Source organism: Pseudonocardia sp. (assembly GCF_025465255.1).
GTDB lineage: Bacteria > Actinomycetota > Actinomycetes > Mycobacteriales > Pseudonocardiaceae > Pseudonocardia.
Window position 1 is genome coordinate 1 of the sequence record NZ_JAODNI010000206.1, and the last position, 25,645, is coordinate 25,645.

At 72.6% G+C, this 25,645-nt stretch carries 26 protein-coding genes and 1 pseudogene; 15 read left to right on the plus strand and 12 right to left on the minus strand.

What is annotated here, in order from left to right; all coding sequences use genetic code 11:
- Window positions 1-193 precede the first annotated feature (193 nt).
- The 5 genes and pseudogenes from JWP64_RS25040 to JWP64_RS25060 form a co-directional block, all read right to left on the minus strand.
- Window positions 194-1,369 carry an IS110 family transposase gene (locus tag JWP64_RS25040; protein WP_297501901.1) on the minus strand — a complete coding sequence of 392 codons (1,176 nt, stop codon included), beginning with the start codon at window positions 1,367-1,369 and terminating at the stop codon, window positions 194-196.
- Between the two features lie 321 nt (window positions 1,370-1,690).
- Window positions 1,691-2,380: a response regulator transcription factor gene (locus JWP64_RS25045; protein WP_297501905.1), complete on the minus strand. Its 690-nt coding sequence runs from the start codon at window positions 2,378-2,380 to the stop codon at window positions 1,691-1,693.
- Window positions 2,381-2,410: 30 nt separating this feature from the next.
- Window positions 2,411-3,841 (minus strand): HAMP domain-containing sensor histidine kinase, encoded by a 1,431-nt coding sequence (locus JWP64_RS25050; RefSeq protein WP_297501908.1) that lies wholly within the window; start codon window positions 3,839-3,841, stop codon window positions 2,411-2,413.
- 188 nt (window positions 3,842-4,029) lie between these two features.
- Window positions 4,030-4,137, minus strand: a pseudogene (locus JWP64_RS25055) (peptide chain release factor 1); the annotation flags it as partial.
- Between the two features lie 184 nt (window positions 4,138-4,321).
- Window positions 4,322-5,239, minus strand: a complete 918-nt coding sequence (locus JWP64_RS25060) for a PAC2 family protein (protein WP_297501911.1) — start codon at window positions 5,237-5,239, stop codon at window positions 4,322-4,324.
- A 99-nt stretch (window positions 5,240-5,338) separates the two neighbouring features.
- On the opposite strand from JWP64_RS25060, the gene JWP64_RS25065 reads away from it, so the two are divergent.
- The 3 genes from JWP64_RS25065 to JWP64_RS25075 all read left to right on the plus strand — a co-directional run bounded on the left by JWP64_RS25065 (window position 5,339) and on the right by JWP64_RS25075 (window position 8,187).
- Window positions 5,339-6,643: an MFS transporter gene (locus tag JWP64_RS25065; protein ID WP_297501914.1), complete on the plus strand. Its 1,305-nt coding sequence runs from the start codon at window positions 5,339-5,341 to the stop codon at window positions 6,641-6,643.
- A gap of 90 nt (window positions 6,644-6,733) precedes the next feature.
- A complete protein-coding gene (locus JWP64_RS25070; protein WP_297501917.1) occupies window positions 6,734-7,678 on the plus strand; it encodes an AAA family ATPase in 945 nt (314 codons plus the stop codon).
- Window positions 7,679-7,791: 113 nt separating this feature from the next.
- On the plus strand, window positions 7,792-8,187 hold the full coding sequence (locus tag JWP64_RS25075) for an SCO5389 family protein (protein ID WP_297501920.1): 396 nt from the start codon (window positions 7,792-7,794) through the stop codon (window positions 8,185-8,187).
- A gap of 127 nt (window positions 8,188-8,314) precedes the next feature.
- On the opposite strand, the gene JWP64_RS25080 is transcribed toward JWP64_RS25075, so the two are convergent.
- Both JWP64_RS25080 and JWP64_RS25085 read right to left on the minus strand, forming a co-directional pair.
- On the minus strand, window positions 8,315-9,112 hold the full coding sequence (locus JWP64_RS25080; RefSeq protein ID WP_297501923.1) for a PadR family transcriptional regulator: 798 nt from the start codon (window positions 9,110-9,112) through the stop codon (window positions 8,315-8,317).
- 139 nt (window positions 9,113-9,251) lie between these two features.
- Window positions 9,252-10,838, minus strand: coding sequence for a thiamine pyrophosphate-binding protein (locus JWP64_RS25085; RefSeq protein WP_297501924.1), 1,587 nt, complete (start codon window positions 10,836-10,838; stop codon window positions 9,252-9,254).
- 112 nt (window positions 10,839-10,950) lie between these two features.
- On the opposite strand from JWP64_RS25085, the gene JWP64_RS25090 reads away from it, so the two are divergent.
- The 7 genes from JWP64_RS25090 (at window position 10,951) to JWP64_RS25120 (ending at window position 16,560) form a co-directional block, all read left to right on the plus strand.
- Window positions 10,951-12,375 (plus strand): aldehyde dehydrogenase, encoded by a 1,425-nt coding sequence (locus JWP64_RS25090; protein WP_297501926.1) that lies wholly within the window; start codon window positions 10,951-10,953, stop codon window positions 12,373-12,375.
- 13 nt (window positions 12,376-12,388) lie between these two features.
- Window positions 12,389-12,970, plus strand: coding sequence for a nitrile hydratase subunit alpha (gene nthA / locus JWP64_RS25095; RefSeq protein WP_297501929.1), 582 nt, complete (start codon window positions 12,389-12,391; stop codon window positions 12,968-12,970).
- Window positions 12,967-13,623, plus strand: a complete 657-nt coding sequence (nthB, locus tag JWP64_RS25100) for a nitrile hydratase subunit beta (protein ID WP_297501932.1) — start codon at window positions 12,967-12,969, stop codon at window positions 13,621-13,623. The genes nthA and nthB overlap by 4 nt, the downstream gene beginning before the upstream one ends.
- A 5-nt stretch (window positions 13,624-13,628) precedes the next feature.
- Window positions 13,629-14,045 carry a YkvA family protein gene (locus tag JWP64_RS25105; RefSeq protein WP_297501935.1) on the plus strand — a complete coding sequence of 139 codons (417 nt, stop codon included), beginning with the start codon at window positions 13,629-13,631 and terminating at the stop codon, window positions 14,043-14,045.
- A 361-nt stretch (window positions 14,046-14,406) separates the two neighbouring features.
- Entirely contained in the window at window positions 14,407-15,279 is an 873-nt protein-coding gene (locus tag JWP64_RS25110) for a heavy metal-binding domain-containing protein (protein WP_297501938.1), read from the plus strand.
- Window positions 15,280-15,304: 25 nt separating this feature from the next.
- The gene (locus JWP64_RS25115; protein ID WP_297501941.1) at window positions 15,305-16,138 is read left to right on the plus strand and encodes a heavy metal-binding domain-containing protein; all 834 of its coding nucleotides are present in this window, start codon (window positions 15,305-15,307) and stop codon (window positions 16,136-16,138) included.
- Window positions 16,135-16,560: a hypothetical protein gene (locus JWP64_RS25120; protein ID WP_297501944.1), complete on the plus strand. Its 426-nt coding sequence runs from the start codon at window positions 16,135-16,137 to the stop codon at window positions 16,558-16,560. Before JWP64_RS25115 ends, JWP64_RS25120 begins: the two co-directional genes overlap by 4 nt.
- Here JWP64_RS25120 and JWP64_RS25125 read toward each other — a convergent pair.
- Genes JWP64_RS25125 through JWP64_RS25140 form a run of 4 tightly spaced genes read right to left on the minus strand, consistent with a single transcriptional unit; the run spans window position 16,442 to window position 19,141 of the window.
- Window positions 16,442-17,092 (minus strand): SDR family oxidoreductase, encoded by a 651-nt coding sequence (locus JWP64_RS25125; RefSeq protein WP_297501946.1) that lies wholly within the window; start codon window positions 17,090-17,092, stop codon window positions 16,442-16,444. The two genes, JWP64_RS25120 and JWP64_RS25125, sit on opposite strands and share 119 nt — an antisense overlap.
- Entirely contained in the window at window positions 17,089-17,736 is a 648-nt protein-coding gene (locus JWP64_RS25130; protein ID WP_297501949.1) for an HAD-IA family hydrolase, read from the minus strand. Before JWP64_RS25130 ends, JWP64_RS25125 begins: the two co-directional genes overlap by 4 nt.
- Window positions 17,736-17,903: a hypothetical protein gene (locus JWP64_RS25135; protein ID WP_297501951.1), complete on the minus strand. Its 168-nt coding sequence runs from the start codon at window positions 17,901-17,903 to the stop codon at window positions 17,736-17,738. The genes JWP64_RS25130 and JWP64_RS25135 overlap by 1 nt, the downstream gene beginning before the upstream one ends.
- Window positions 17,900-19,141, minus strand: coding sequence for a Rieske 2Fe-2S domain-containing protein (locus JWP64_RS25140; RefSeq protein WP_297501954.1), 1,242 nt, complete (start codon window positions 19,139-19,141; stop codon window positions 17,900-17,902). The genes JWP64_RS25135 and JWP64_RS25140 overlap by 4 nt, the downstream gene beginning before the upstream one ends.
- A gap of 157 nt (window positions 19,142-19,298) precedes the next feature.
- Between JWP64_RS25140 and JWP64_RS25145 the strand changes: the two genes are divergently transcribed.
- From JWP64_RS25145 to JWP64_RS25155, 3 genes are all read left to right on the plus strand, one after another.
- The gene (locus JWP64_RS25145; protein WP_297501957.1) at window positions 19,299-21,077 is read left to right on the plus strand and encodes a PEP-utilizing enzyme; all 1,779 of its coding nucleotides are present in this window, start codon (window positions 19,299-19,301) and stop codon (window positions 21,075-21,077) included.
- Complete coding sequence (locus JWP64_RS25150) at window positions 21,074-22,207, plus strand: PEP/pyruvate-binding domain-containing protein (RefSeq protein ID WP_297501960.1); 1,134 nt, start codon at window positions 21,074-21,076, stop codon at window positions 22,205-22,207. The genes JWP64_RS25145 and JWP64_RS25150 overlap by 4 nt, the downstream gene beginning before the upstream one ends.
- A 66-nt stretch (window positions 22,208-22,273) precedes the next feature.
- Window positions 22,274-23,203 carry an NADP-dependent oxidoreductase gene (locus JWP64_RS25155; RefSeq protein ID WP_297501963.1) on the plus strand — a complete coding sequence of 310 codons (930 nt, stop codon included), beginning with the start codon at window positions 22,274-22,276 and terminating at the stop codon, window positions 23,201-23,203.
- A gap of 9 nt (window positions 23,204-23,212) precedes the next feature.
- Here the strand turns inward: JWP64_RS25155 and JWP64_RS25160 are convergent, their stop codons facing one another.
- Window positions 23,213-24,007, minus strand: a complete 795-nt coding sequence (locus JWP64_RS25160; RefSeq protein ID WP_297501966.1) for an IclR family transcriptional regulator — start codon at window positions 24,005-24,007, stop codon at window positions 23,213-23,215.
- An 82-nt stretch (window positions 24,008-24,089) separates the two neighbouring features.
- Here JWP64_RS25160 and JWP64_RS25165 point away from each other — a divergent pair, with 82 nt between their 5' ends.
- Both JWP64_RS25165 and JWP64_RS25170 read left to right on the plus strand, forming a co-directional pair.
- Window positions 24,090-25,364, plus strand: coding sequence for a Rieske 2Fe-2S domain-containing protein (locus JWP64_RS25165; RefSeq protein WP_297501969.1), 1,275 nt, complete (start codon window positions 24,090-24,092; stop codon window positions 25,362-25,364).
- On the plus strand, window positions 25,361-25,600 hold the full coding sequence (locus JWP64_RS25170) for a hypothetical protein (protein WP_297501972.1): 240 nt from the start codon (window positions 25,361-25,363) through the stop codon (window positions 25,598-25,600). The genes JWP64_RS25165 and JWP64_RS25170 overlap by 4 nt, the downstream gene beginning before the upstream one ends.
- Window positions 25,601-25,645 lie beyond the last annotated feature (45 nt).

Here is a 25,645-nt window from a genome sequence, read left to right on the forward strand (position 1 = left end):
CGCCTCGTGGTGCACGCCCAGCTGCTCGGCCAGCCGGCGGATCACCGGGCGCGGGTGCGTCTTGCGGTAGAGACGGACAGCGTGTTCACGCAGCTCGTCGGGGTACTTCTTCGGTGCTGCCACAGAGACTCCCTTCACGGCCTACGGCCATGATCGTCGGTCTCCGAGCTACCGGGGGAACCTCTGTGTTCTGTCAAGCCGCCGGAGACGGCGGCGTCGACGTCGTAGGCTTGCGCGTGGTGGGTCCGGGAAGTGGCCTCTCCGAAGAGTCGGCTTCCGGGATCAGGCCGGCCGCGCTGGATGTCAGAGTCGCTCCCGCTTGCCCTCCCGGGCCCGCCGCCATCCGTCGCTCATCGCTGATCATGCTCCGCCAGACGTGGTCGGCCAGTCGCCGTCGCAGGCAGCGCATCGCCTCGGCGTGGGTCTTGCCGCGGGCGAGGGTGCGGTCGTAGTAGGTGCGTCCTCGGCTGCCGGGCATGCGGACCTGGGCCAGCGCGATCGTGTGCAGAGCGTTGTTGAGCTGGCGATCGCCCTGTCGTGACAGCCGGTGTCGCGCCCGGTCTCCGCTGGAGACCTCGATCGGCGCTGCCCCGCAGTAGGAGGCGAACGCCGCCGCGGTGGGGAACCGAGACGCTCGCCCGGTGCGTCCGAGCAGCCGGGCTGCCACCACCGGCCCGACGCCGTCGATGTCGGGCAGCCTGCTGCCGGTCTGCGCGACGACCTCGGCCATCTGCGCCTTGTTCGCCTTGAGCTGGGCATCGAGACGACGGATGTCGGCGATGATGTCGCGGGCGAGCTGCTTGCGCGCCTGCTCGGCGACCGACACAGGCCTGACTCGCGCAAGGGTCGTCGCGGCGTGGTCGGCGGTCAAGTCGGTGCGAGCTCCACCAGGCAGCAGCTCACGCAGCAGCGCATGCAGTTGGTTCACGCTGCGGGTGCGCTGCTGGGTGAGGTTGCGACGACGCTCGTCGAGCATCTTCAACACGCTCGCCACGCCCTCGGCCGCGACCGGTCTCGCGTCGCCCTGTGCCGCTGCAACGCTCGCCGCGGCGGCGGCGTCGAGCACGTCGGTCTTGCGCTTGCCGCCGCGGGACAACTCGCGGACCCGGGCAGTGGCCGTCGCGGACACATCGACGACCGTCTCGCCGCGGGCCAGTAGCCACTGAGACAGATGCCGCCCAAGACCCTCGGCGTTCTCAACCGCCCAACGACGCTCGTCTGCGCGCTCGCCCAGGCGCCTGGCCCACGCGAGTAGGCGTCGATAGTCCGTTGTCGTCGCGTCGACTCGGAGCCGGTCCACGACCGCGTGCGACTGGATGTCGAGGGCGGCAGCGGTGTGGCTGGACTTGTGCGGGTCGATGCCGATCACGATCACCGTACGTCGGTGTCCCTTCCTCGACTCCGTCAAGGGGACCGTGGCCGACACTCCGACTTCCAGCTCCCGGGGTGGTCGAACACCTCTGTCGAGTCAGGCCACGGCCGGCGCCGTGCCGGGCCGCAGACCCCCGGCGAGCCAGCTCCGCGAACGGGGCGGCAGGAACCTCACGAGTGAGCCCGACACGACGCCTCCAGCCAGGCTACGACCAGTGATCATCTAGCCCGCCCGACCGGTGCCCTCATCCAAGTCGGAACCTCAGATTCAGGTGTGACGCCCCGCACTTTCCTGCACCGGAACAACACGTTCGGGAACTCAGAGCCCTTCGATCTCCCGCACCAGTGCCACCGCCTCGAGCTGTGAGGTGACCTCCAGCTTCGCCAGGATCGAGCGGATCTGCGCGCGCACGGTCGCGAGCGACACCACCGACTCCTCGGCGATCGCCGCGGCTCGCTTGCCCGCCACGAGACCCCGCAGGACCTCGCGTTCGCGCGCCGTGAGCCGGTCGAAGCCCGCGCGCCGAGCCTGCTGGTGGGCGTGCTGGGCGTAGTGCAGTCGCGTCAGGCGCAGCCGCTCGTTCTCCGACAGCACCTGATCCCCCGCGACCACCGCCAGCACGGCGTCCAACAGGTCCTCGAAGGGCGTCATCTTGTGCAACCAGCCGGTGGCACCCGCAACCACCGCCGCGGCGAGTTCGGGTTCGCCCGCGCCCCCGGTCAGCATCACGACCCGCCACCCGGCGCCAACGAGGACCGGCACGAGGTCGACCCCGCTCAGCGCCCGGCCGTCGGGGTCCGTCCCGAGGTCGACGTCGACCAAGGCGACGCCGGGCGCCGACCCGGCGATGACCAGACGGATCTCCTCGGTTCCGACCTCGCTCCGACGCGCGGCGATCCCCCGCGTCTGCAGGGCGATCACAAGCGTCGTACTCAACAGGGCGTGGTCGTCGACGATGAGCACCCGATGTCCGCCGGCACCGTTCTCGTGCTCTGCTCGATCAGGCATCAGGCTGTCCAGGGGCGCGGGAGGATGGCGTCAGTGTTCGCCGCGCAGCGACCGCGGCGTCTCATCGGCGACGGGGAGCTCGACCCTGACGGCGAACCCGGGGCGGTCCGGCTCGCGGGCGAGCACGCGCAGGCCACCGCCCTGCTCGTCGACCACGCGGGCAATCACGGCGAGACCGAGACCCGAGCCGCCCGTGTCGCCGACGCTCACCCCGCGCTGCAGCACCGTGCGTTCTGCTCCGCCGGGGATGCCCGGGCCCTCGTCCCGGACCTCGACGACGACGCTCGTCTCGCAGCGGCGGGCGCTGATCCGGACCGGGCTGCCCGGAGCGTGCCGCTCGCAGTTGCCCAGGAGGTTGACGAGCACCTGCGCGAGTGCGTCGCGCCTGCCCTTCACCGGCAGATCCCGATCGGTGGTGACGTCGAGGTCCATCCCGGCCGCCCGGCGCATCACGCCGAGCTCGGACACGACGTCGGCCGCGTCGTAGACGCCCGAGGACGTGTCACGCGGGCCTCCGCCGAGGAGACCGTGCAGTCGCGACAGCTCGGCCAGCGCGACCGACCTCAGCGCACGCGCGTCGACGCCGGCTGTCGGCTGGTCGAGCAGGAAGGCGATGCCGGACAGCCCGGCCAGCCCGTTCGCCAGCTCGTGGTCACGGTCATGGGCGAGCTCGGCGGCGCGTTGCGCATGGCGTGCGGCCTCCCGCAGCTCGAGCCGCTGCTCCTCGCGCTCCGACATCAGCACGCTCACCTCGCCTCGCAACCGGCCGGCGCACCCGGCCAACACGACGATCACACCGAGCAGTTCGAGCCCGTTGAAGAGGAGGTCCGGTTCGGCGAGTCCACTGCCGACGACGAACCGGTGGACGTGCGCCGCGGCGAGGAGCGCGAACCCGACCGCGACCCGTGAGGTGACGAGTCGGCGTCGGCGGTACCCCGTGACCAGGCCGATGAGCGTGACGAGGGCCCAGCCCAGTGTCGTGACGGCCTGCAACGGCCGCGACGCGAGGACGTGGACCGCCGCGGGGCCAGCGGCGGGGACCATCACCGCGAGCACGCCCCCGAACGCCGCGGCGGCCCACGCCCCCCAGACACCGGGGCGAGACGGTGGACGAGGGGCGACGAGAAGCACGAGGACCACGGCGAGGTCCGCCGCCGCAATGGAAGCGAGGAGCCCCGGCGTGTCGTGGAGCGCCCGCGGGCCGAGAGCCGTCGGGAACACCGCGACCGCGCCGTAGAGCCCGAACGCCGCACCCACCCATGCCGGTCGGGGATGGCGCAGGGCCCGGCAGCCCAGGACGCCCAGCACCACGATCGCGCCCGCCGTCACCACGGTCGCAACATCCAGCGCGAGGTGCGTCGTCCGGGGATCGAAGAAGGCCGAACGGGGCGGTGCGAGCAGCAGCCACGCCACGGAGGCGGCCGCGGCGGCGAGCGCGAGATCCGCAGCGAGGCGCAGCACCAGAGCTCGCCGCGTCGGGGGAACCGTCCGCCGCCCTTCTTGTGATCTCACACGCCCTCGAATCTGTCCGTCAGTCACCAACTGCTTAGGTCGCATCCCCGAGGGGGATTGTTAGCGCTGGTCAGGCGGTAGCCCCGACTGTCACGCCGCGGTGTGGGGCGTATACGGACCGTGAGCGACAGCTCCGCTGCGTCCGGTGCGCCGAGCACGTCGTCGAGCACCGATGCGCGGTTGTAAGCCTTGTACCCGACCCGGTGGTCGGAGGTCCGGTCCTCCGGGAAGTTGCAGGTGCGGATGCACCCGCGAGTCGCGATCACAAGCCCCGCGAGTCGGGGTCCGAGGCCACGCGAGTCGCGGGTGGCACGGCCGGGGCCCGGGAGGGGGACGGGCGCCGGCCGGCCATGACCCACCCTGCGCCCGGAGCCTGGGAGTTCGCTGTGCGGACCCTGTCGCTATCCCGAGGAGATCAGCCGGGGGAGATCAGCTCTCGTCCTTGCCGTCCGCGTCGTCCTGGTCCGCGAGGAACCGCTCGACCTCGGCCGCCAGCTCGTCCGCGCTCGGCAGCTGCCCGCCCAGCCCGGCGCCGGAGCGCTCGCCCCGTCCGCTCGCGACCATGTCGTACTGCTTCTCCAGCGCCTGCACGACCTGCGCCACCTCGTCGGAGTTCTGGACCTGCTCGGCGATCTCCGCCTCGGTCCGCTCGGCGGCCCGCGACAGCGACTCGGTGGGCAGGTACAGCCCGGACGCGAGCGCGGCGTGGTCCAGCAGGGTCCGCGCGGCCTGCGGGTACGCGGCACGCGCGAGGTAGTGCGGGACGTGCACGGCGAAGCCCATGGCGTCGATCCCGGCCTCGCCGAGCCGGAACTCCATCAGCGCCGCCGCGCTGCCCGGCACCTCGGCCTCGGCGAACCACGCCTCGTGGGACTCGGTCAGCTCGCGCCGGGTCGCGTGCGCCGTCACCCCGATCGGACGGGTGTGCGGCACGGCCATCGGGATGCCGTGCAGCGTGATCACCAGCCGCACGCCCAGCTTCTCGACGATCTGCGCGACGGCCGCGGCGAACCGCTCCCACTGGGTGTCCGGCTCCGGCCCGGACAGCAGCAGGTACGGCGCCTCCGCCGAGTCCGCCAGCGCGACGACGTCCAGCCGGGGCGGGGTGTAGCCCGCCCAGTGGTCCGTGTCGAAGCGCAGCGGTGGCCGCCGCGAGCGGTAGTCCACGAGCTGGTCGACGTCGAACTCGACGACCTTGCGGGACTCCTTGTTCTCGACGAGGGCGTCGACGGCGAGACCGCCCGCGCTTCCGGCGTCGACGAAACCGTCGAGCACCACCAGGAGCACCGGCCCGTCGAGGCTCGGCACGTCCTCTTCGATCCGGTACAGCTCCGCGGGATCCAGCACCGTGCGCACCTCCGACTGACAGCCTTGTGGCCGTTACAACGTGACTCCGCCCGCAGACCATCCCCGTTCCGGCCGCGGATCGGGGACCATTGTCTCCTCATGTCTGTGCTGCGTCGCCCCCTGGTGGTCTGGTCCGTCGGTCTGTTCGCCTATCTGGTGGGGGTGATGCACCGGACGTCGTTCGGGGTGGCGGGCCTCGACGCCGCCGCCCGGTTCCACGCCTCGCCCGCGATCCTGTCCGGGTTCATCGTCCTGCAGCTGCTCGTCTACGCGGCGTTGCAGGTCCCGGTCGGGGTGCTGCTGGACCGGTTCGGCGCCCGCACGATGGTCGTCGCCGGGGCGCTGCTGATGGCGGCGGGGCAGGCCGCGCTGGCGCTCGCGACGTCGTTGCCGCTGGCCATCGCGGCGCGCGTCCTCGTCGGCGCGGGCGACGCGCTGACGTTCATCAGCGTCCTGTCCGTGATCGGCGCCTGGTTCCCGGCCCGGCGGGTGCCGATGCTGACGCAGCTCACGGGGCTGCTCGGGCAGATCGGACAGGTGCTGAGCGCGGTCCCGCTGGCGGCGTTGCTGCACGGCCCGGGCTGGACTCCGGCGTTCCTGTCCGCCGCGGCGCTCGGCGTCGTCGCGGCCCTCGCCGTGCTGGCGATCTTCCGCGAGCGGCCGGACGGCTCGGCGGCTCGCCCGGACGCCCCGACCCCGCGTGAGGTCCTCGACGGGCTGAAGAAGTCCTGGTCCGAGCCCGGCACCCGGCTGGGGCTCTGGACGCACACGGGCACGCAGTTCTCCGGCACGGTGTTTGGCCTGCTCTGGGGGGTGCCGTACCTGGTGGCGGGCCAGGGTGTCGCGAGCGGGACGGCGAGCCTGATGCTGACGCTGCTCGTCGCCGTCGGGATCGTGGCGGGGCCGTTGTTCGGCACGTTCACCGCCCGGCACCCGCTGCGCCGCTCGAACCTCGTCATGCTCGTGATCGGCTCCAACGCGGTGATCTGGACGATCGTGCTCCTCGTGCCGCCGCCGGCGCCGTTGTGGCTGCTGGTGGTGCTGGTCGTGGTCCTGGCGCTGGGCCCACCCGGCTCGATGATCGGGTTCGACTTCGCGCGCACCTTCAACCCCGAGCGACGGCGGGGGACCGCGGTCGGGATCGTCAACGTCGGTGGGTTCACCGCGTCGCTGCTGGTGTCGCTGGCGATCGGGCTGGTGCTCAGCGCGATCGGCGGCACGGGCGGCTACACCCCGGAGGCGTTCCGCGTCGCCTGGACCGTGCAGTACGTGATCTGGGCGTTCGCGCTGGTCGGCGTGGTCGTCGCCCGGCGGCGGGCGCGGCGCAACATGGCGCTCGCCGGGACGCCGGTGCCGTCGCTGCGGGCGGCCCTCGCGGCGCGCCGCTCCTCGCGCTCCAGCTGACTCTCCGTCGCCGGGTCACCCGGCGACGTCAGCCTTTAGTGAACATGGTTACCGTTACCCTCGTCAGTACGACGGATGGAGGGATGACGCGTGCGGATCGCGTTCGTGGGCAAGGGCGGCAGCGGCAAGACGACGGCGGCGGCCATGTTCAGCCGGTACCTCGCGTCCCGGGGCCACCCGGTGCTCGCGATCGACGCGGACATCAACCAGCACCTCGGCGTGGCGCTCGGGGCGGACCCGGACGCGGCCCCGCCGCGGCCGCTCGGCGCGGACCTCGGCTGGCTGAAGGAGCACCTGCGCGGGGACAACCCGCGCATCCCGTCCGCCGACGTGATGATCAAGACCACCCCGCCGGGCCGTGGGTCGCGGCTGGTCGGCCTCGACCCGTCCGGGGAGCTGCTCACCCGCTACTCGGCGGAGGCCGGCGGCGTCCGGTACCTGGTGACGGGGGAGTTCGAGGAGTCGGACATCGGCGTCTCCTGCTACCACTCCAAGACCGGCGCGGTGGAGCTCTACCTGAACCACCTGGTCGACCGGCCGGGGGAGTACGTCGTCGTCGACATGACCGCCGGCGCGGACGCGTTCGCCTCCGGCCTCTTCACCCGCTTCGACCTGACCGTCCTGGTCAGCGAGCCGACCCGGCGCGGAGTGGGTGTCCACGCCCAGTATGCCGAGCATGCGCGGGCCCACGACGTCGCGCTCCGGGTCCTGGGCAACAAGGTCGCCGACGACACCGACGTGGAGTACCTGCGGAGCCAGGTCGGCGACGCGCTGCTCGGCTGGCTCGGTCAGTCCGCCTGGGTCCGCTCCGCCGAGCGCGGGGACCTCCTCCCGATCGAGGCGCTCGAGCCCGCGAACCTCGCCGTCCTGGAGGCCCTGCACGCGGACCTCGACGCGCGGGACCGGGACTGGGCCGCCTACCACCGCGGCACCGTCGAGTTCCACCTGCGCAACGCCCTGGCCTGGGCGAACACCGCGACCGGCACCGACCTGAGCACGCAGATCGACCCCGACTTCACTCCTGTGAGCGCGTAGCCCCGTTCTAGCGAGGCTGCGCACTCACGACCCGGCCCGACCAGCGAACCAACCCGACCAGCGAACCAGCCCCACCAGCGATTTCTGTCCGACCAGCACTCCAAGGAGAACCCGTGTCCCTCGACGTCCCCACCGCCGTGATCGACGCCGCCCAGCGCGGCGAGATGGACGACGCCCAGTTCGTCGCCGTCGTCCGCGACTCGCTGCCCTACGCCTGGGAGGTCGTCTCCGCCGCGGCCGACGACCAGGCCGCCCGGCCCGACGCGCCGTTCGGTGAGCACGAGGTCCCGCCGCCTTCGGAGCAGGCCCGTGGCCAGCTGCTGCGCGCCCTGGCCAGCAACTCGATCCGCGGTGCCCTGGAGCGGCACTTCGGCGTGGTGCTGGCGTTCCAGAACTGCCACCGGGTCGCCGCCTTCGCGCCGGCCGCCGTCGACTCGGCCGTCTACCGGGAGTTCGTCTCGCCGCGGGGTCAGGTGCTGAACCAGACGCCCGAGCTGCGCGACTGCTGAGTGGCTCCCGCCACTCGGTCAGCATGACGAAGGCCCCGGCGCTCGGTGAGTGCCGGGGCCTTCGCTCGCAGGTCAGGTGGGGTCGTGCGGGCGCAGCCTCGCTCTGACGAGGCTGCGCGCGCACAGGTCACTCGGCGAGCAGGCGGTAGATCGTCTTGCGAGCCTCGGTGAGGGCCTCGGTCGCCGCGGCGACCTGCTCCGGCGTGCCGGTGGCGATCACCTGCTGGGCGGCGGCGTGGAGCAGGCCGAGCTGCTGCCACAGGACACCGGTCGGCTCGTTCTCCTCGCCGTCCGCGTCCATGGACTGCCAGACCTTGTCCAGCTCGTCCCGGTGCTCGGCGACGTAGGTCGTGCCCGCCTCGGTGAGGTGGACGACCCGGCGACCGTCGGTCTGCTCGACGCGCACCAGGCCTTCGTCCTCCAGCTGGGACAGCGTGGGGTAGACGGAGCCGGGACTGGGCTTCCAGCGGCCGCCCGAGCGCTCGGCGATCTCCTGGATGATCTCGTAGCCGTGCCGCGGGGCCTCGGCGACGAGGGCGAGGACGGCCAGCCGGACGTCGCCGCGGTTGGTGCGACGGCCGCGCCGGCCGCCACCGCGCGGACCACCGGGGCCGAAACCGCCGGGGCCGCCCGGGCCGAAGCCGCGGCCGGGTCCTCCGGGGCCGAATCCGGGGCCGCCCGGCCCGAAGCCCGGACCGAACCGAGGTCCGCCGTGGCGACGTCCGCGCCGGCCGGGGCCGCGCTCGTCGCCCTCGGGGCGCTCCGGAGGAGTGGTGTCGGAGTCCGCCCGCATGTCGGGGCGGGGCCCGCCGTGCCGGGGGCCGAAGGGGGGCCGACCGCGGCGACCGCGGCCGAACTGGTCAGCGAACTGCTGACCCATGGCGAAGAGGGCGTTGGGGTCCCACGCGGGGTTCATGGCGTTCATCAGATGTCTCCTCGATGATTCTCGTGATCGAGCCTCCTGGGGTGGATGATCCATCTTGGATCTATCTCAGTAGCTCGTGTGCCATCACGATATATCGCGATAGCGCAGATGCGCAAGGTGGAATTCCGGAGTCCTCGGCTCAGCCCTCGTGCCAGCGCGGGGACGTGGTACGCGGCGGGGTCAGCCTGGCCGCCACCCGGAGCAGGTGCGGCGCGCCCGTGGCGAGCGCCTTCCGCAGTGCCTCGCCGAGCCCGTCCAGCGCCGGCACATCGGTCGCCTCGACGCCGAACGCCCTGGCCAGGGCCACGAAGTCGGGGGTCACCAGATCCACCCCGCGATGCTCGACGCCCGCCCGTGTCTGGTCGTAGCGGAGCATCCCGTACCCGCCGTCGTCGACCACGAGGACGGTCACGGGCAGGCGTTCCTGGACCAGCGTCGCGAGCTCGCCGACACCCATCACCAGGCCGCCGTCGCCGCAGACGACGAGTGTCGGCACCCCGGTCGACGCCACGCCGACCGCGGCCGGGAGCCCGAACCCGAGCGTGCCCCAGCCGACGGGGTAGGCGAGCCCGCGCGGTTCGGTGACGCGTGCGTAGCCGCCGGCCCAGTACCCGGCGACGGCCATGTCGCAGACCAGCGCGGTGCCGTCGGGACGGGAGTCGACGGCGTCGAGCAGGGTCGACGCGTCCGCATCAAGTCCGCGGCGGACGCGCGCGGCGAGGTCGGCCGGGAACCACGGCTCGTGTGCCGGGACCCGCTCGGTGAGCACCCGCAGCAGCCCGCGGAGCTCGCCGGTGAGGGCGACGTCCGCGGTCCACTCCGGCGGGTCCGCGGGCGGCGCCGGGTCGACGGTCACCAGCACCGGAGGGCGCGGCATCGTCCAGTTCCGGGTGTTCATCCCGTCGAGGTCACCGCCGAGGACGAGCAGGACGTCCGCGTCGCCGATCACCGCCGCGACCTCCGGCTCGTGCGGCGGGACACCCAGGGAGCCGGGGAGCCCGCGCGCGTGGAAGCTCGTGGCCAGCGGCGCCCCGAGCCGACCGGCCAGCGCGCCGACCGCCTCGGCGTCGTCGAGGACGGCCGCGCCGGCCCAGACGGCGACGCGTCTCCCGGCGAGCAGGTCGACGGCGCCGGAGATGCTCGCCCACGGCTGGGTCCTGCGGGCCTCGGAGCCCGCGGCGACCGGCTCGGCCGCGGCGGGCCGGCCGAGGACGTCCGCCGGGACGTCGACGTAGACCGGACCCCGCGGATGCCGCAACGCCGTGGCCGCCGCCTCCGCGATCACGGCTGCGACCCCCTCCGGCGTCCGTGGCCGGAACACCGCCTTGGCCAGCGGGGCGAACAGCGCCGCCTGGTTCCTGGACTCGTGCAGCACACCGCGGAACCGCCCGGACCGTGCCGCGGCGGCCGGGATCTCGGACGCGACGAGCACGACGGGCGAGTGCGACGCCGCGGCCTCGCCGAACGCCGCGACGGCGTTGGCCGCGCCCGGGCCGGTCGTCACGACGGCTGCGCCCAGCCGCCCGCTCCGCCGCCCCCAGCCGTCCGCGGCGTAGACGGCGGTCTGCTCGTGCCGGACGACGACGGGTGCGGGATCGGTGCCACGCTCCGCGCGAGCGGGGCCCCAGAATGCGAGGTCGTGCACCCCGGGGAGGCCGAACACCGTCGTCGCACCGTGGTCCGCCAGCACGTCGAGCACCTGCCGGGCGACCGTCACGTCACTCACGATCATCGAGCTTAGGGCCTGTCGGGCGATCTTCAGCGGTCTCGCGCCCGGGTGTTCCGCCCGTGCGAACAGCCCCGTTCCTCGCCCGGGCGGCGGCTGCCAACCTCGGCGCATGGTGTCTTTCGGGCATGTCATCGACGGCGAGGAGCGCGGTTCGCGCCACGGAGCCCGGTTCGACTCGGTCGATCCCTGGGCCCGCGAACCCTGGGCGGACGTCGCGCTCGGCACCGCCGAGGACGCCTCCGACGCCGTCGCCGCGGCCCGCCGGGCGTTCGACGAGGGGCCGTGGCCGCGGATGGGGCACGCCGAGCGTGGCGCGCTGCTGCACCGGCTCGCCGACCTCGTCGAGGAGAACTCGGACGAGCTCGCGCGGGCGGACTCCCGGGACATGGGCAAACCCGTCGCGGACGCCGCGGGCAAGGACGTGCCCCGGACCGCCCAGAACTTCCGCTTCTTCGCCGACCACGCCCGGCTCGCGACCGCCGAGGCGTATCCGATGGACACCGGCCACCACGCCTACGCGCGCTTCGAACCGGCCGGGGTGGTCGCCGCGATCGCGCCCTGGAACTTCCCGCTGATGCTGGAGTCCTGGAAGGTCGCGCCCGCCCTGGCCTGGGGCAACACCATCGTGCTCAAGCCCGCGGAGGACACCCCGGCCTCCGCGACGATCCTCGCCCGGCTGGCGGTCGAGGCCGGTCTGCCGTCCGGCGTGCTCAACGTCCTGCACGGCTACGGCCCGGACTCCGCGGGCGAGGCGCTCACGACGGATCCCCGGGTCGACCGGATCACCTTCACCGGCGAGTCCGGCACCGGGCGGGCGATCACCGCGGCGGCGGCGCGGAACCTGACGCCGGTCAGCCTCGAGCTGGGCGGCAAGGGGGCGAACCTCGTCTTCGCGGACGCGGACCTCGCCGCGGCCGTGGACTGGTCGATCAAGGCGATCTTCACCAACGCCGGGCAGGTGTGCCTCGCGGGCAGCCGGCTCTACGTCGAGCATGCGGTGTTCGACGAGTTCACCGCCCGGTTCGTCGCGGCGGCCGAAGCGCTCGTGGTCGGGGATCCGGCGGACCCGCGGACCCAGATCGGCCCGCTGGCGTCGGAGACGCACTGGAAGAAGGTGTGCGGGTACCTCGAGGACCCCGCCGGGAAGGTGCTGACCGGCGGCCGCGGCGACGGCTGGACGGTCCGGCCCACCGTGATCGTCGACGCCCCCGCGGACGCGCCGATCCAGCGCGAGGAGGTGTTCGGGCCGGTCGTGACGCTGACGCCGTTCGACTCCGAGGCCGAGGCGGTCCGGCTCGCGAACGACTCCCCGTACGGCCTCAACGCGATGGTGTTCACCGAGAACCTCTCGCGCGCGCACCGGGTGGCCGCGGCACTGCGGGCCGGCACGGTCTGGACGAACTGCTTCTTCGTCCGGGACCTGCGCGCCCCGTTCGGCGGCGTCGGGGACTCGGGCTGGGGCCGCGAGGGCGGGAACTTCAGCCGGGAGTTCTTCACCGAGCCCAAGGCGGTTGTGATGGCGATCCAGCCGTAGCAGGCTTGATCGCATGGACGAGAAGGACATGACGCTTCGGGTGGAGGCGCTGGAGTCCATCCTCGTCGAGAAGGGGTACGTCGAGCCGGCGGCGCTCGACGTGATCATCGAGACCTACGAGAAGGACGTCGGACCGCGCAACGGGGCCCACGTGGTCGCGCGGTCGTGGGTCGATCCCGCCTACCGGGAGCGGCTGCTCACCGACGCGACCGCGGCGATCGCGGAGCTCGGGTACGGCGGGCGGCAGGGCGAGCACATGGTGGCCGTCGAGAACACGGCGGACGAGCACCACCTCGTCGTCTGCACGCTCTGCTCGTGCTACCCGTGGCCGGTGCTCGGGCTGCCCCCGACCTGGTACAAGTCCCCGGCCTACCGCTCGCGCGTGGTGATCGACCCGCGCGGCGTGCTGGCGGACTTCGGCGTGACCCTGCCCACGGACACCCGGATCACCGTCCACGACTCGACCGCGGAGGTGCGGTACCTCGTGGTGCCCCGGCGGCCGGAGGGCACGGACGGCTGGGACGAGGGGTCCCTCGCCGCGCTCGTCAGCCGGGACTCGATGATCGGCACGGGGCTCGTCGAGGTTCCGGCGTGAACACCGTCGCCGACCTGGGCGGGATGATGGGCTTCGGCCCGGTGCGCCCCGAACCCGAGGACGAGCGGTTCCACGCCGACTGGGAACGCCGCGCGCTCGCGCTGACCCTCGCCGCGGCCCTTCCCGGCGGCTGGACCATCGACGCCAGCCGCTCCGCCCGGGAGAGCCTCCCGCCGGGGGAGTACCTGACGTCCAGCTACTACGCGATCTGGATCAAGGCGCTCGAGCGGCTCCTCGTCGGCGCCGGCCTGGTCGGGGCCGACGAGCTGGCCGAACGCCGTGCGCTGAGGCCGGGGAGGCCCGGGCCGGTTCTCGCGGCGTCGGCCGTCCCGGGCGTCCTCGCAAAGGGGAGCTCCGCCGACCGGCCGATCGACTCGACCCCGCGTTTCGCGGTGGGGGACCGGGTCCGGACCCGCAACGTCCACCTGGTCGGCCACACCCGGCTGCCGCGGTACGCGCGTGGGAAGGAAGGGGTGGTCGAGCGTGTCCACGGCGCCCACGTCCTGCCGGACAGCAACGCCCACGGTGCCGGTGAGCAGCCCGAATGGCTCTACACGGTCCGGTTCCCGGGACGCGAGCTCTGGGGCGAGGCGGCCGATCCGGGCCTCACGGTGGAGATCGAGGCGTTCGAGAGCTACCTCGCGGGAACGTAGGCGAGATGTCCGGCGTTGACCGGATCGTGGCGACGACCAGGTACGGCCCCCGGAAGCTCGCGGCGTTCCGCGCCCTCTGGCGAGCGCTGTCGGAAGGCCGCAGGCCCGGTGCCCCCGGGTTCGCGGACCGGCTGCGCGTCCTCCCCCGGATGGCGGGCGCCGCGCTGAGCGGGAAGTACCCGGAGCTCAGCCGCGGCCGGCTCGCGATGCTCGTCCTCGCCCTCGCGTACCTGGTCTCGCCGGTCGACGTCGTGCCCGAGCTGCTGTTCTCGGTGTTCGGCCTGGTCGACGACGGTGTCGTCGCCCTCTGGCTCGGCGGGGCCGTCCTCGTGGAGACCCAGCGCTACCTGGACTGGGAGAAGCGCGGACCGTCGGTCGTCGACGGCGAGCAGTTCGTTCCGGGTTCGCGAACGACGTGGTAGGCCGGCCGTCGCGCGCGCCTAACGTCGCCGGCGCGCCCATCGTGACGGTCCACCTGCTCGACGGCCGGCACCCGCCGGACCGCGTGGCGGGATTGCTCGCCGCGCTGACCGAGCGGTACGCGGCCGTCCTGGAGTCCCCGGTGGGGTCTTGGGTCGAGCCGACTCTGGAAGGGCGGTGTCTGCCGGATCAGGAACTTCCTGAAGGGGCAGCAGGAGGCGGCCCAGGCAGGGCGGCGTCACGTGCCGGGTGCGGACGAGGCCGGACGATCGGGAGCATCGGCGCACTTCGGAAGGTCTTTCCCGTTCCCCACGCCGAGGGGTTCGCGGCACTAGTGTCGATCGTGACGGACGGGGGTCGCGGATGGCCGACTGGGACGGACGGGGCCTGCCGCCCGTCGCCGCGGAACGGGTGCGGCGCGCCGCCGCGGGCGGGGCCTGGACATCGCTGCTGACCGCCCCGGCCGCCTTCGGGCTCACCGACGCCGGCTTCGACCCGGTGGGCGAGGTGATGGGCAGCATCGTGCAGCGGATCGGCTGGGCCGGGTACCGCGGCTGCGGCTACACCGGCTGGGGCGCGTTCTCCGACGGCTCGGTGCCGACGATCACGTCGTCGGACCGGCAGCGGTTCGCCGGGTTCGGTCCCTACGTCGCTGCGCTCGACCACGGCTACGCCACCGCGATGGACCGCATGGCACAGGAAGCGAGCGCGATCGGCGCGGACGGCGTCGTCGGCGTGACGGTGAGCCAGGACCACATGGAGGGCGGCACCCGCGAGTTCACGGCGCTCGGCACCGCCGTCCGGGCCCGCAGCCGGACGCGGCCCGCCCGCGTCTTCGGCACCGCCCTGGCGGCGACGGACGTCGCGAAGCTCCTGCGAGCCGGGTGGATGCCCACGGACCTGGTCTTCGGCATCTCCGTCGCCATCCGGCACGACGACTGGGCCACCCGCCAGCAGACGTCCTGGGGTGCCGGGAACGTCGAGGTCACCGGGTACACCGAGCTGGTCACCCACGCCCGCGCGGACGCCCGGCAGCGCTTCGCCGCGCACGTGCGGGCCACCGGCGCCGAGGGCGCGATCGTCTCGTCGATGGGTCTGCGGACGTGGGAGATCGAGCCCGGGGAGAACCACCGGGACCACGTCGCGGAGGCGACCGTGTTCGGCACGTCGCTGGTCCGCTTCCACGCCGGGCCGGCGGTGCCGACCCGGTCCCTGACCTACCTGCCTCTTCGATGAGCCCCCGTTCCGGAAGGACGTCCGCGTGACCGCCGACCCCACCGAGCAGCGCATCCCCGACGACGCGATGCGCCGGCTCGCCGAGATGCGCCCGGGCCAGTCGACCAGCCTGTTCACCTCCGACCTCTCGGTCAACGAGTTCCTGCTGGTCCGGGAGGCGGGCTTCCGGCCGCTCGGGCTGGTACTCGGGTCCAGCATCTACCACGTCGGGTTCCAGATGGGCCGGTGGAACAAGAACCAGGAGCTCACGGTCCTGTCCCAGGCGATGTACCACGCCCGCGAGCTCGCGATGACCCGAATGGAGGCCGAGGCGGACCAGCTCGGCGCGGACGGGATCGTCGGCGTGCGCCTGGACATCGAGTTCAAGGAGTTCGGCTCGGACCTCGCCGAGTTCATCGCCGTGGGCACCGCGGTGAAGGCGGACGAGCCGACGACGCCGGACGGCCACTCCTGGCGCAACAACAAGAACCAGCCGTTCACCTCCGACCTGTCCGGGCAGGACTTCTGGACGCTGATCCAGGCCGGCTACGCCCCGCTCGGGATGACGATGGGCTCCTGCGTCTACCACATCGCCCACCAACGGTTCTGGCAGGCGATGGGCAACATCGGGCAGAACGTGGAGCTCCCGCAGTTCACCGAGGCCCTCTACGACGCGCGCGAGCTCGCGATGAGCCGGATGCAGACCGAGGCCGAGCAGTTGCACGCCGAGGGCATCGTCGGGGTGCAACTGCTCTCGCACGGGCACCGCTGGGGCGGGCACACCACGGAGTTCTTCGCGATCGGGACGGCGGTGCGCCCGCTGCGGCCGGACCACCGGATCCCGACACCGCAGCTCGTCCTGCCCCTCACGGACCGATGAACGCCGGAGAACCCAGCGGTCTGGGCCCCCTCGGGGACGTCCAGCTCCTCGCGGCGATGCTCCGCGCGGACCGGGCGGACGTCGCGTCGCAGGCGCGGGTGCTGACCGGTGCGCTGGCGGATGCGCTGCCCCCGGGCATGGTCGAGGTGGAGTACCGGCGGGGGCTGTCGGACCGGCTCGCCGGGCGGGAGGGCCGGGCCGTTGCGATGGTGGTGCACGGCCACGAGCGCGATCTCGAGCTGCGGGAGGCGGCTCACGGGACGCTGACCGCGGAGCTGCGTCAGGTCGTGCGGGGCGTGGTGATCAGCAGGAGACCCCTCGGCGTCGACGAGTGGCTGCGCGCGCTGGCCGAGGACCTCCAGCGGATCGCGGCGCGGGACGCTGCCGCCCGAGCGGCGCTGGAGGGCATGATCCGGCCGTGAGCGGACGGGGAGATCTACCCGGCCCCGTCAGAACAGCCCCTTCCGGGCGCCGAGGTCGAGCGCCAGGGTGGCCCCGTGCAGGGCCGAGGCCTCCGGGGCCAGCCGCGTTGGTGACGCCCGCGGCGCACGCGTAGGGCGCGGGCTCGCTGCCGAAGTGCCCGCCCAGCGCGACGATCCGGGAGCCCTCCCGGAGCTGCCCGTCGACGGCCCGGACCAGTCGGAGCAGCCCGCCCACCTCGAGCCCCACGACGTGTCCCAGCGCGTCCGGGTCGATCGTCTCCAGCGGCCCGGTGGCCGGCAGCCCCGCCGCCTGCACGACCATCCGCACCGGCCGGCCACCCACGGCGTCGGTGATCGCGGCCGCGCCCTCGTCGGTGCCGATGTCCGCCGCACATCCGGTGACGTCGGGCCCGTCCGCAGGCGCCTTCCGGGCGACGGCGACGACGGGCAGCCCCGCGCCGGCCAGCCGTGTCGTGATCGCGGACCCGAGCGCGCCGGACGCCCCGACGACGACCGCGACCTCGCTGCTCACGCCGCCATCTTCAGGCCCAGAGCGGCGCGGGCGGTGAGGAACGCCAGGTCGGGGTCGAGCAGGTCCAGCTGGATCGCCCGCAGGCCCGCGCGGCTCGCCCCGGCGGCGTTCCAGGGCATGTCGTCGACGAAGACGATGTCCTGCGGGGGCACGCCGAGCTTCGCGATCGCGAGGGCGTAGGCGCGGGGATCGGGCTTGAGGATTCCGGTGACCGAGGCGTCGACCAGGACGTCGACCTGCTCGAACACCGAATGCGAGGCCATGGCGGCACCGTGGAAGGCCTTCAGGTCGTTGGTCAGGACCCCGACCGGCACTCCGTCGGCCCGGGCGTCGGCGATCAGGGCGGCGGCTCCGGGCCGGATCAGCTCCTCGCCGGAGAGGTCGTAGAGGGCGTGCATGAACTCGTGCATCGACCAGTCCCGGCCGAGCGCCCCGCCGATCTCCGCGCAGCGCCGCGCCCAGTACTCGCGCTCGGTGATCTCCTCGCGCAGCATCGCCGCCCAGTCCGGGTCGGGCTCCGGGCCGAGGGGCCCGCGGCGGGCGGTGACCGCGCGGGCGGCGGGCTCGCGGACGCCGAGCACCCCGAGCATCTCGGAGCCGGACCGGAAGATCACCCCGCCGACGTCGAGCAGCAACGCGTTCATCAGTGCTCCGGTTCGTGAGAGACGATCATCGCCGGCAGGACGACGGTGGACAGCAGGTCACAGGCCGCGCACCAGCACAGGAAGTTCCGGTCGGCACCCGACCAGAACTCCTGCACGAAACTGGCCTCGGTCTCCAGCGAGGCCCCGCAGCCGGGACAGAAGTTCATGACACCCAGGCGGGCACGGGGTCCCCGAAGAGCTCGAAGATCTCGTCCTTGATGGGGGAGTAGCGGATCGAGCTCTCGCGGGTCCAGAGCTGCCGGAACTCCACCGCGGAGCCGAACTTGTCCTTCTCCATCGGCAGGTCGATCACGTCGTGCGGCTCGCGGTAGGTGCACAGCGGGTCGAGCCCGGACGCGACCCGGTCCATCTGCTCCGCGTAGAGCTTGCGCAGCAGGATGACGCCCAGGTCGGACTTCCCGAGGTGCTCCTGGGTCCGGTCGGACACCCGGCCCTGGGTGATCCACGCGACGATGTCCTGCCCGTCGACGTAGTCCCGCAGGTACTCGCCCTTCTCGTCGCGCAGCGGCACCTCGTAGACCGGCACGGACTCCTGCGGCGGCGCCCCGCCCTCGGGCCGGTAGGTCTGGTACCAGACGTGCCAGGTGTTCTCGTCGTCGATCGGGACGCGGATCTGGAAGGTGGCCAGCCCGGCCGCCCCCACCCGGAGCATGTGCGGGAAGACGAGCGGGTGCCCTACCTTCCAGTCCTCGTCCTCCTCGGTGTGCCCCTCGAGCACCCGGCGCTTGAGGATGCCGTGCTCGAAGACCTCGAACGCCACCTTGACGTGCTTCTTCGTGACGACGGGCAGGGGCCCGCCGCGGCCGTCGAGCTCCCGGAGGAACGATCCGTACCGGCCGTGCAGCCACTCGACGTGGTACGGGTCGACCGAGTTCTCCATGATCTGCACGAAGTTGCAGGGCAGCTCGGCGTGCCCGATGTCCCGCCAGGCGTCCTCCCACACGAAGAGGTCGTAGCGGGGGAGCTCCGGCGCGGGCGCGGGTCCGAGGTAGGCGAAGACCAGCCCGCCCAGCTCCTGCACCGGGTACGCGGTGGCCCGGATCCGGTCCTTGAAGGTCGACTCCGCGGGTTCGCCGGGCTGCTCGAGACACTGTCCCGACTCGTCGAAGCGCCAGCCGTGGTACCCGCAGCGCAGCCCTTCCTGTTCCGTGCAGCCGAGCCACAGCGCGGCCCGGCGGTGCGGGCACTGCTCGGCCAGCAGCCCGACGGTCCCGTTCCCGTCCCGGTAGAGGACGAGGTCCTCGCCGAGCAGCCGGCGCTTCACCGGGACGCGCGTGGCCATGTCGTGGGTGGCGACCGGCCACCAGTAACGGCGCAACAACTCACCCATGGGCGTGCCCGGTCCGACCTGGGTGAGCCGTCGGTTCTTCTCCGCGCTGAGCATGACGCCGAAACTAGATCCGCTGGTCAGCGGCCCGACAGGGCGCCGTTCGGCCTGAGCGAACGGACCTGACCGTTCGGCAGGGCGGAACGAGGTGGTTGTGAGGGGGTTGTGGCGCCTGTCACGGTCCTCCGCAACCGCGAGCCTCCAGGAGATCGTCATGGCCAACGTCGTCCCAGTCGAGCCCTACACGGGTGAGTGGTACCCGGGCTTCAAGCCCGAGCACATCGCCTCGCCCTACATCATCGACGGCACCGGGCCGTTCACAAGTGCGGACGAGGACAAGTTCTGGTACCTCGACTTCCACTGGTCGCGCGGGATGACCCCGCTCGCCGCCTTCGCCTGGGGCCACGACGGCTACTGCTGGGGCACTCAGCACGCCGCCGAGGCGCTGCCGCTGCCGCCCGGGCGCGGCATCACGTCCCGCTTCGCGGGCACCCACCTCTACGGCTCCGCGATCCCCGAGTCCGACCCCCGCGAGATCGGGGCCCGGGCCAACCGGCTCGGCACGAACCTCCCCCGGTTCCTGCAGAACTACAAGCAGACGTGGGCGGCGGGCCGCGACGAGCTGGAGGCCACCTGGCAGTACTTCCAGGGCATCGACCTCACCACCGCACCCACCGGTGACTTCCCGACCTTGCTCACCCAGGCCCGGCGCTACCACCAGCGCTCGATGGAGATCCACTTCGGGGTGATGTACCCGCTGCTGGTGAACTTCCTGGGCTTCTACGGGGCGTGTGCCGAGATGGGCATCAACACCGCCGACATCGGCAGGTTCCTCCAGGGCGAGGACACCAAGATCATGGAGACCGACCGGGAGCTCTACAAGCTCGCGGTCAAGGCCCGGCAGGCCGGCCTCGGCCAGGTGTTCGCGGACAACACCGGCGGGGGCCTGCGGGCCGCGCTCTCGGCCCACGGCGGTGCCGCGTCGGTGTGGCTCACCGACTTCGACGACTTCCTGCAGGTCTACGGCCACCGCCAGGAGGCGACCTGCGACGTCGGCGTGCCCAGCTGGATCGAGGACAACACGATCCCGCTCGACCTGGTCAAGACCTTCGTCCTGAAGGAGGAGGACCACGACTTCGAGGCGGCCGCCCGCAACGCGATGGCCGAGCGGGAGGCCGCGATCGACACGGCGCGCTCGGGGCTGACCAAGGAGGAGCAGGCGGTCTTCGACGCCGGCCTGCAGTCCAACCTCGACGCCAACTTCCCGTGGTGGCAGGACGACCACAACTTCTACATCGACCTCAAGGTCATGATCCCGCTCCGGCGGATCTCCCAGGAGCTGGCGAACCGGCTCGGCGCCGACCACAAGGACGACCTGCTCTACCTGTTCTGGCCCGAGCTGCAGGACGTCGCGAACGGCAAGCCCTACCAGGGCGAGCTCAAGAGCCTGGTCGCCGACCGCCGCCAGTACTTCGACCACTGGGGCGCGCTGCGCTCGTCGATGCCCAAGGTGCTCGGCACGGTCCCGGACACCGTCGAGGACCCGGTGCTCATCGAGATCTTCGGCCTCAACCCCGCGGCGATCCGCGCGGTGCAGAACCCGAACGCGGCCGAGGAGACCACGCTGGCCGGGGTCGCGGCGGCCAAGGGCATGGCGACCGGCATCGCCCGCGTCCTGCAGTCCAGCGACGACATGCACCGCCTCGAGCCGGGCTCGATCCTGGTGTGCGAGTCGACGTCGCCGAGCTGGACCCCGGCGTTCGGCAAGATCGCCGGCGCGGTCTGTGACGGCGGCGGGATGCTCTCGCACGCGGCGATCGTCGGCCGGGAGTACGGCGTCCCGACGGTGACCGCGGTCGGCGTCGGGACCGTCGCCATCAAGGACGGCGACACGGTCGAGGTCGACGGCACGAACGGTAAGGTCACGATCCTCAAGCGGGCCGCCGAGCTCGCGGAGGCGCCTACCGGAGACACGGCGGAGGTCGCCGGATGACGGGGGTTCTGGTGGAGCCGGAGACCGAAGGGGCCGCGCACAGCACGGACTCGATCGTCTGGATCGACGAGGTCGACACGGACAGCGCGGTCGCCGCGGCCGGGTCCAAGATCGGCCGGCTGACCGAGCTGCACCGCGCCGGGGTGAGCGTGCCCCAGGGGTTCGCGGTGAGCGTCGGCGCCTACCTGCGGCACTGCGCGGCGTCCGGGCTGGACGCCCGGGTGCAGGCGGTGATCGACGGTCTGGGCGGCGGCTCGTCGGGACCGGGGCCGTCGGACGCGGAGGTGGAGGCCGCGTCCCGGGAGATCCGTGCGATGTTCGAGGACACCCCGGTGTCCGATGAGCTGAGGGCCGAGATCACCGAGGCCTACGAGGAGCTCTGCCTGCGCTGCGTCGACGTCAACGTGCCCACCGCGGTGCGCTCGTCGGCCACCGGGGAGGACGCCGCGGACGCGAGCTTCGCCGGCATCTTCGACACCTACCTCGGGGTCTCCGGGCCGGAGCGGGTGCTCGACGCCGTCCGCGCCTGCTGGGGTTCGCTGTTCACCGGGCGGGCGCTGGCGTACCGGCTCCGCAAGCGGATCAGCCACCACGACATGCCGATCGCGGTCGGCGTGATCGAGCTGATCCACGCCCGGGCGTCGGGCGTCGCGTTCTCGGTGCACCCGGTCACCGGCAAGACGGACCGGATCGTGATCGAGACGTCGTGGGGCTGGGGCGAGGCGATCGTGCAGGGCGTCGTTGACCCGGACCACGTGGAGGTGGGCAAGGCCGACGGCCGCATCCTCAAGTACACCGTCGCGCACAAGGCGATCGTGTCCGCGTTCGACTTCGCCGAGGGCCGGGTGACCGAGATCGACATGCCCGCCAAGCTCGCGGACCGTCAGGTCCTCGACGAGGAGCAGATCGGCGCGGTCGCCGACGCCGTCAAGTGCATCGAGGACCACTACGGCTACCCGGTGGACATCGAGTGGGTGATCGACCGGCACCGCCGCGCCGGCGATCCGGTCTGCATCGTCCAGTCCCGCCCGGTGACCGTGACCTCCAAGGAGGAGACACCCGCGGCCTACGACCCGGTCGCCCTCGCGACCAAGTTCGTTTTCAGCGGGAAGCCCATCCCCGGCCGATGACCCCTGTGAGTGGCGATGATCGCTCTCACCCTCATCGCCACTCACAAGGGGTGGTAGACAGCGGGCATGCGCGCGATCGTCTGTGAGTCCACCGGTGGGCCCGAGGTCCTTCAGCTCGTCGACGTCCCGGTGCCCGAGCCGGAGCCCGGCGAGATCCGGGTGCGGGTCGAGGCCGCCGGCGTCAACCCGATCGACTGGAAGACCCGCGGTGGCGGGGGGCCGGCGAAGTCCTTCGGCGGCAAGCCCTTCACCGTCGGCTGGGACGCGGCGGGCGTGGTCGACGTGGCCGCCGGCGCGTTCGCGGAGGGCGACGCGGTCCTCGGCATGGCCAGGTTCCCGAGCCCGGACGGCGCCTACGCCGAGTACGTGACGGCCCCGGCCGGGCACTTCGTCGCGCGCCCGGAGGGCATGCCGGTTGTCGAGGCCGCGGCCCTGCCTCTCGCCGGGATGACGGCCTGGCAGAGCCTCGTCGACGTCGGGAAGCTGGAGGCCGGGCAGCGGGTGCTGATCCACGCCGCCGCGGGCGGGGTCGGGCACCTCGCCGTGCAGATCGCCAAGGCCCGCGGCGCCCACGTGATCGGGACGGCGTCGGAGGCCAAGCACGAGCTGCTCCGCGAGCTCGGCGCGGACGAGGTCGTGGACTACCGGAGCACGGCGTTCGAGAAGGTCGTCGAGCCCGTCGACCTCGTGTACGACCTGGTCGGCGGCGAGACGGCGGTCCGGTCCTTCGATGTCCTGAAGCCGGGCGGCCTGCTCATCTGCCTCCCGACGGTCGCGGTCGCCGATGCACTGGAGGCGGCGAAGGAGCGCGGGGTGAACGCGTCCGGCGCCTACGTGCGGGCGGGCGGCAGCGGGCTCGCGGAACTGGTCGAGCTGTACACCGACGGGAAGCTGCGGATCCTCGTCGCGGAGACGTTCCCGCTGGCGCAGGCCGCGGACGCACACCGGCTGGGGGAGCAGGGCCGGACGACGGGGAAGATCGTCCTGACGATCTGATCGCCGCAGTCACGCGGGCCGGACGCCGATCCGCCGGGACACGACCCCCGCCGCGTCGATCACGCCGGATCGGATGCGGCGCAACGCGTCCGGCGCGGCCCGGTCCGTCGGGGCGGCGACGCTCAGCGCCGCGATCACGGTCCCGTCAGCGTCGTGCACCGGCGCCCCGACGGACACGACGCCCACCCGGCTCTCCTCGTTGTTCTCCGCCCAGCCCCGCTCGGCGATCTCGCGGAGCCGGGTCCGCAGCACCCGCGCGTCGACGATCGTGCGCGGGGTGATCCGGCTCGGCCGCCAGCCGGCGAGCCGGGCGTCGAGCTCGTCGGCGGGGAGGGCGGCGAGCAGGACCTTGCCGGTGCTCGTCGTCGTCGCCGGGAGGCGGGTGCCCACGCGGGAGAAGATGCGGACCGTGTGCGGGCTCTCGAGCCGGTCGATGTAGACGGACTCCAGGCCGTCGAGGACCGCCAGCTGGACCGTCTCGCCCGTGGACGCCCGCAGCGTCGCCATGACCGGCATCGCCGCCTCGTGCAGGTCCAGGTTGGGCCCGACGGCGGCGCCGAGGTCGAAGACCGCCAGGCCGAGCCGGTACCTCCCGGGGGTGCGGCCGCGTTCGAGGAGCCGCTCGTCGGCGAGGGTCGCGAGCAGGCGGTGGACCGTGGACGTCGCGAGGTCGAGGCGGCGGGCCAGCTCCGAGACGCCCAGCTCGCGGTCCGTCCGGGAGAACTCCTTGAGCAGCCGGGCCGCGTTGCGGACCGACGCGAGCTCCCAGGACGGCTTTCCCTCCGTGCGTGGCTTTCCCTCCATGCGGGAAAGCTTCCTTGTCGCGTGCGCCCGGCGCTACCTAGCGTTCCTCGCAGCGCACCCCCACCACTGCGAGGAGCGATAGATGCTCACTGCCGAGCAGAACGACGAGCTGACCCAGGTCGACGCCGGGACGCGGATGGGCGAGGTCCTCCGCCGTTACTGGTACCCCGTCGCGTTCACCCGCGAGCTCGAGGAGTTCCCGGTGAAGCGGGTCGAGCTGCTCGGCGAGTTCTTCGCGCTGTGGAAGAGCCCGAGCGGCCGGTACGGGATCATGCCCGAGGCGTGCCCGCACCGGAAGGCGTCGATGGCCTACGGGGTGGTCGAGGCGGACGGGCTGCGCTGCCCGTACCACGGCTGGGTCTTCGACACGGACGGCGCGTGCACCGAGCAGCCCGCGGAGAAGGGCAACACGAACTTCCAGGACCGGGTGCGGGCGCAGGCGGGCAAGGTCGAGGAGCTGGGCGGCCTCGTCTGGGCGTACGTCGGTCCCATGCCGGCCCCGGAGCTGCCCCGCTTCGACACCTACGTCATGGAGGGCTACCGGGACATCGGCTGGACGGACCTGCCCTGCAACTACGTGCAGGTCATGGAGAACGCGGTCGACCCGCACCACGTCGAGTTCCTGCACGGGCGGTACTTCGAGTTCGTCGGCCGGCACGAGGGCTTCACCGCGCCCGCGTCGTTCGGCAAGGAACACGTGAAGATCGGCTTCACGGCGTTCGAGTGGGGCATCATCAAGCGGCGCGTGCTCAAAGGCGCCTCGGAGGAGAACGACGACTGGAAGGTCGGTCATCCGCTCGTCTTCCCGTACAACATGCGGGTCGGCGGCGGCGGGATCCACCAGATGCAGATCCGCGTCCCGGTCAACCGCACCACCACGCGGTTCTACCTCTACACCGTGCACGGTCCGGACGGTTACGAGCACGTCGAGCAGCCGCAGATCCCGGACTACGAGCTGCCGTTGATCGACGAGAACGGGCGGCACGTCACCAACTACGTCGAGGGCCAGGACTTCATGGCCTGGGTGACGCAGGGCCCGATCACCGACCGGACCACGGAGCACCTGGGCCGCAGCGACATCGGGGTCGCGATGCTGCGCAAGATGTTCCGCGAGCAGATGGAGCTCGTCGAGCGCGGGGAGGACCCGCTCGGCACCATCCGGGAGAAGCACGAGCGCATCGACCTGCCGTGCGAGAAGGACAAGTTCCACGCCGGCGGCGCCCGGTTCGCCCTCGACTTCTGCGACATGGGCTCCACCCGCTTCTCGCCGATGCTGGACACGATCAAGAAGATCCACATCTCGGCCGCGGACAAGGTCGCGAGCGAGAAGGCCGCCGCGCAGGAGGCGGCGGGATGACCGTGTCCGAGCTCCCCGGCGGGGCGCGCCCGGACCGGCGCTTCACCGGGGACGCGGACGCCCACCGGCGCGACGCCCCCCGGTTCTGCCCGCGGTGCGCCGCCCGGTTCCCGATGGCGACGGAGTTCTGGGAGGCCGACGAGCGCCGGTTCTACTGCTGGTGCGGCGGCTGCGGCTGGAGCGGGGAGATCACGACGTCCGACGGCGGGGTGATCGGGCACGAGCCGGACCACTGACCGCCGGACGTCCGTCCCGTGGACTGTGCCCGCGCCGCCCGGCGG